The following is a 3,967-nucleotide window of genomic DNA, read 5'->3' on the forward strand; positions in this document are numbered from 1 at the left end:
CGAACCGCCGGATACGGACCCGTACGTCCGGTGGTGTGGGAGGGGCGAAGCCGCGAGGCTTCCCCCTATCCCGATCGCAGGTGAGGATGCTCGAACGGCGGGCCGTGATGCCTTCGTCGAGCGGATAGCAGAAGGCGTCGACCTCGCCGAAGAGGCCGAATACTTCGGCATCGGAGGCAACGAAGCCGGAGACGATCACGTCCTCGCCGAGGCCAAGCTCGGCGGCGCGGGCGTGGAAATTCTCCTCGACCTTGTCGACGCCGCGAATGAAGGAGCCGATATAGACCAGCAGCGGCCGCAATCCGCGCGCCTTCAGGATCGCGCCGATCTCGAGCAGCGCATTCGGCTGCTTGCCCGGGTAGATCGAGCCGAAATGGCCGATCACCAATCGTCCGCTGACGCGTGCCGCTGATAGCCGCCGCCGCAATTCGGAGTCTTCGGTCTTCGAGGGCGCCTCGACGTTGGGCGGCAGTGGCGCCAGCACGGATTTCGTTACGGCGGAGCTGACCACGGCGTCATCGGCAAGTTCCTTCCGCACCAGCGGCGAGAACATGACGATGCTGTCGGCAACCCACACCGCGGGAATGTAGGTGATCCGCCGCATCCAGTTCAGCCCGGCCCATTCATGTTCGACCAGGATGACCTTGCGCCGCCTGAGCTTCGCGATCGCGAGCGTGAGAAGCGGCCGCAGGATCACGCGCTTCCAGGCCACGATCGGAAAATTGCAGATCACGCTCTGCGCCGAACCGACTGCGCGCCAGATGTCGTGGAGCGATCCTTGGCCGCGCGTCAGGGTTAATGTTTGGCTACTGCCGGGGTCGAGCTTTTCGATCGCGTCAGTCAATAAGCGCGTGAACTGTCCGACGCCGCAATGCATCTCGGCTCCCGCGCCGAGGAACAGCGCCCGATATCGGGGTGTGGAGGTCATCGCGCAGCGGCAGGGCTTCCGGGGTGATCTCGGTTAGCATACCGCGCAGACCTTAGCTTCCGGTAAGCGCCCGAAACAGTGCCGGCACCGATCTTGCCAATCCTCGTGTGAAGGCTGCCCGGTCGTCCCGTAACGGGACATCGGAAGATCAAAACGACGCAAGGCGACCAGGAGCGCGACATGACGACAGGCAAGATCTTCACCAAATGGGACGACACCCATTCGGAGCTCTGGAGCCATCAGCCGATCCGGCTCGAGCACGCGATGCACAAGCAACCCGCGTTCTCGATGGATGAGCTCGCGAAGCTGATCGAGAACTATCCGCGCGAGCATTACAGCCTGGTCAAGACAGGTGCGAAGGGTTCCGGCCGGGTCTGGCGCGAAGGCGAAATCGGCAAGCTCAGCGGTCGCGAGGTGATCGAGGCGATCTCGCGCGGTGGTCTCTGGCTCAACCTGCGCAATGTCACCTCCATCGATCGCCGTTTCCGCGTGATGGTCGACCAGATGTTTGCGGAGATCGCCGCCAAGGTTCCGAGCTTTGATGCGCCGACGCATCAGGCAGGCATCCTCGTCTCCTCGCCGGACGCCCAGGTCTATTACCATTCCGACCTGCCGGGGCAGGGATTGATCCAGATCGCCGGACGCAAGCGGGTCTACATCTATCCGAACACACCGCCATTCATCCGGCCGGAGCACCTCGAAGACATCGCGCTGTTCGACGTCGAGGTCGATATCCCCTATGCCTCCTGGTACGACCAGCATGCCCAGGTGATCGATCTCGAGCCTGGCCAGATGTTGAACTGGCCGCTGAACGCGCCGCATCGGGTCGAAAATCTCGGCGTCGTCAACATTTCGATGACGGTGTCCTACGTCGACGACGAGATCCGGCGCGCGCAGATCCTGCATCTCGCCAATAGCATGCTGCGTCATCGCTTCGACTACGCGCCGAAGAGCCGCAGCCTTCACGGCCCGTCCTTCTTTGCCAAGCAGGTGATGCAGAAGCTCTTGCGCGACGGCAAGTGGGTGAAGCGCGAGCGCGCCGTGCGCCGCCCGATCGACTTCCGTCTCGATGAGATCGAGCTCGGCAAGATCGTCGATCTGCCGAAGGCGGCGTAAGCGCGGCGTGTGGCGATGACGGTACTTGCGACATCGGCGGGCAGGCTCTCCGCGCACGCGAAAGCGCGGGCGGCCGGCTACCGCGTCGAGATCTTTACAGACTGGAAGCCGGCAGCAGCGCGGTGGGGTACGTTCGCGCCTCCGACCGCGTTCCAGAATCCGCAATGGTATGAAGCCTGGTACGCCGCTTTCGCCGACACCGAGGGCGTCTCGCCGGTGATCGCCTTCGTCACCGATGCCGCGACTGGCGAGCCGGCCGCGCTGTTGCCGTTGATCCGTCATCGACAGGGCCGCATTCGAACCATCGAATTCGCCGACCTTGATCTCACCGATTACAACGCGCCGTTGCTTGGGCCCGCGGCGCCGCGCGACGCCGCGGCAGCGCGCGCGTTCTGGCGCGACTTGCGCGCCGCGTTGCGCAAGCTGCCCGGCGGCGCCGATCTCATCCGCTGGCGCAAGGTCGCGCCCGATCTCGACGGGCGGCCCAATCCGTTGGCGCTGCTCGATGGCGCGGCGGTTTGCCCGGTCAATGGCAATCTCGTCACCACGGGCGACGATTACGATGCCTGGCGCCACACGCTGGAGCGGACGGTGCGCAAGGAGCTGGAGCGAAGCTGGCGCGTGTTTACGCGCGATCCGGCGGCGAGCTTCACGATCGCCGCGGACAGTGACGAAGCGCTTCGGATTCTCGCGACGACCGAGGCGCAGCAGAGCTCGCGGATGCAGAGCCTCGGAGTCAATTTCATCCTCAATGACGAGAATTGCGCCGCGTTTTATCGCAGCCTGGTCCGCAACGGTGTCGCCAGCGGTTATGCCATCGTGTCGGCGCTGACGGTGGGCGAGGAGGTGGCGGCAACGCTGCTCGGAGTCCGCAACGGCTCGCGCTACGTGATGATCCGCATCAGCAACGCCGGCGACAAATGGAGCAACTGCTCGCCGGGCCGGCTGATCATCGAGCGCACCATGGCAGCGCTGCACAAGCAGGGTGTCCGCGAGTTCGATTTCTCGATCGGCAACTACGCCTATAAGCGTCGTTTCGGCGTCAAGCGCCTGCCGCTGCTTGATATCAGCGCCGCCTTGAGTTGGCGCGGATTGCCCCGTGCGCTCCGTGATCGGGCCGCGCAGGAATTGCGCAGATATCCGAAGCTGGCGACGTATCTAAAACGCGCGCTCGGTAAACCGCCATCACGCGAAGAGAGCTGATCTGCTTCAATGCAGATTTGTCACACTCACGAGGATTGTGTGGGCGTTCCTTCTATGTTCGCAAAAGTCCACAATTGTGATCGCTGCAGCGCCGTATGCTGGCTCCCGGGTTGGGCCACCGGGGAATGTTCCGCAAGGAGAGCCGACATGCCAGCCTATATCCATCACCATGCCGTGGAACCGGACTTCATCATGTGCCCGAGCTGCGCAGGGCTTCCGATGTTCGTCACGGACGTTGCGCCGCATTGGAGCCTGGCGAGGATCGACTTCACCTATGAATGCTCCGATTGTGGTGCGCAGATCAGGCAAACAGTGACCAAGCCGGAGCTGTTGAATTAGAGCCGATTAAACCTGATCGGATCGTGATCTAAGGTCGGCGCGGCTCAGAGCTGCCGCACCACGCCGGGTCGGCCAAGCGGGCATTCCAGCGCATCGCGATCCCATTTTGCGGCATTCGCGGCGGCCTCATAGGTGCTTTGCAGGAATTCCAGCACCGCCTGGTCGGGATCGCCGGAGGTGCGCGCGGCATCATAGGGCAGGATGAATTCGCTGAGCTTTTCGCTGAAGAAAGCCGCGTCGGGTCGCACCTTGGCGGTGCGGAAGCCCGCGGGTTCGGGATAGGCATAGGAATAGAACGCCGGATAATCGTGAGCGTCATCCGGCGACCACGCACTGAGGGCTGATCTGGTCGGCTAGGAAGATCTCGTGGATTGTTTCGTC

Annotated in this window: 4 protein-coding genes and 1 pseudogene; 3 read left to right on the plus strand and 2 right to left on the minus strand. The window is 63.3% G+C overall.

Annotation, left to right across the window (positions count from 1 at the left end; translation table 11 throughout):
* Positions 1-928: hypothetical protein (locus tag AAFX91_RS39680; RefSeq protein ID WP_394570126.1), on the minus strand; the 928-nt coding region annotated here is incomplete at its 3' end.
* Between the two features lie 180 nt (positions 929-1,108).
* On the opposite strand from AAFX91_RS39680, the gene AAFX91_RS39685 reads away from it, so the two are divergent.
* From AAFX91_RS39685 to AAFX91_RS39695, 3 genes are all read left to right on the plus strand, one after another.
* Complete coding sequence (locus AAFX91_RS39685) at positions 1,109-2,044, plus strand: cupin-like domain-containing protein (protein WP_394570127.1); 936 nt, start codon at positions 1,109-1,111, stop codon at positions 2,042-2,044.
* 15 nt (positions 2,045-2,059) lie between these two features.
* A complete protein-coding gene (locus AAFX91_RS39690; protein ID WP_394570128.1) occupies positions 2,060-3,247 on the plus strand; it encodes a GNAT family N-acetyltransferase in 1,188 nt (395 codons plus the stop codon).
* A gap of 147 nt (positions 3,248-3,394) precedes the next feature.
* Positions 3,395-3,586 (plus strand): hypothetical protein, encoded by a 192-nt coding sequence (locus tag AAFX91_RS39695; RefSeq protein WP_130581442.1) that lies wholly within the window; start codon positions 3,395-3,397, stop codon positions 3,584-3,586.
* 44 nt (positions 3,587-3,630) lie between these two features.
* Here the strand turns inward: AAFX91_RS39695 and AAFX91_RS39700 are convergent.
* Positions 3,631-3,903, minus strand: a pseudogene (locus AAFX91_RS39700) (DUF5996 family protein); the annotation flags it as partial.
* Positions 3,904-3,967 lie beyond the last annotated feature (64 nt).

This window comes from Bradyrhizobium sp. 31Argb (assembly GCF_043638955.1).
GTDB lineage: Bacteria > Pseudomonadota > Alphaproteobacteria > Rhizobiales > Xanthobacteraceae > Bradyrhizobium.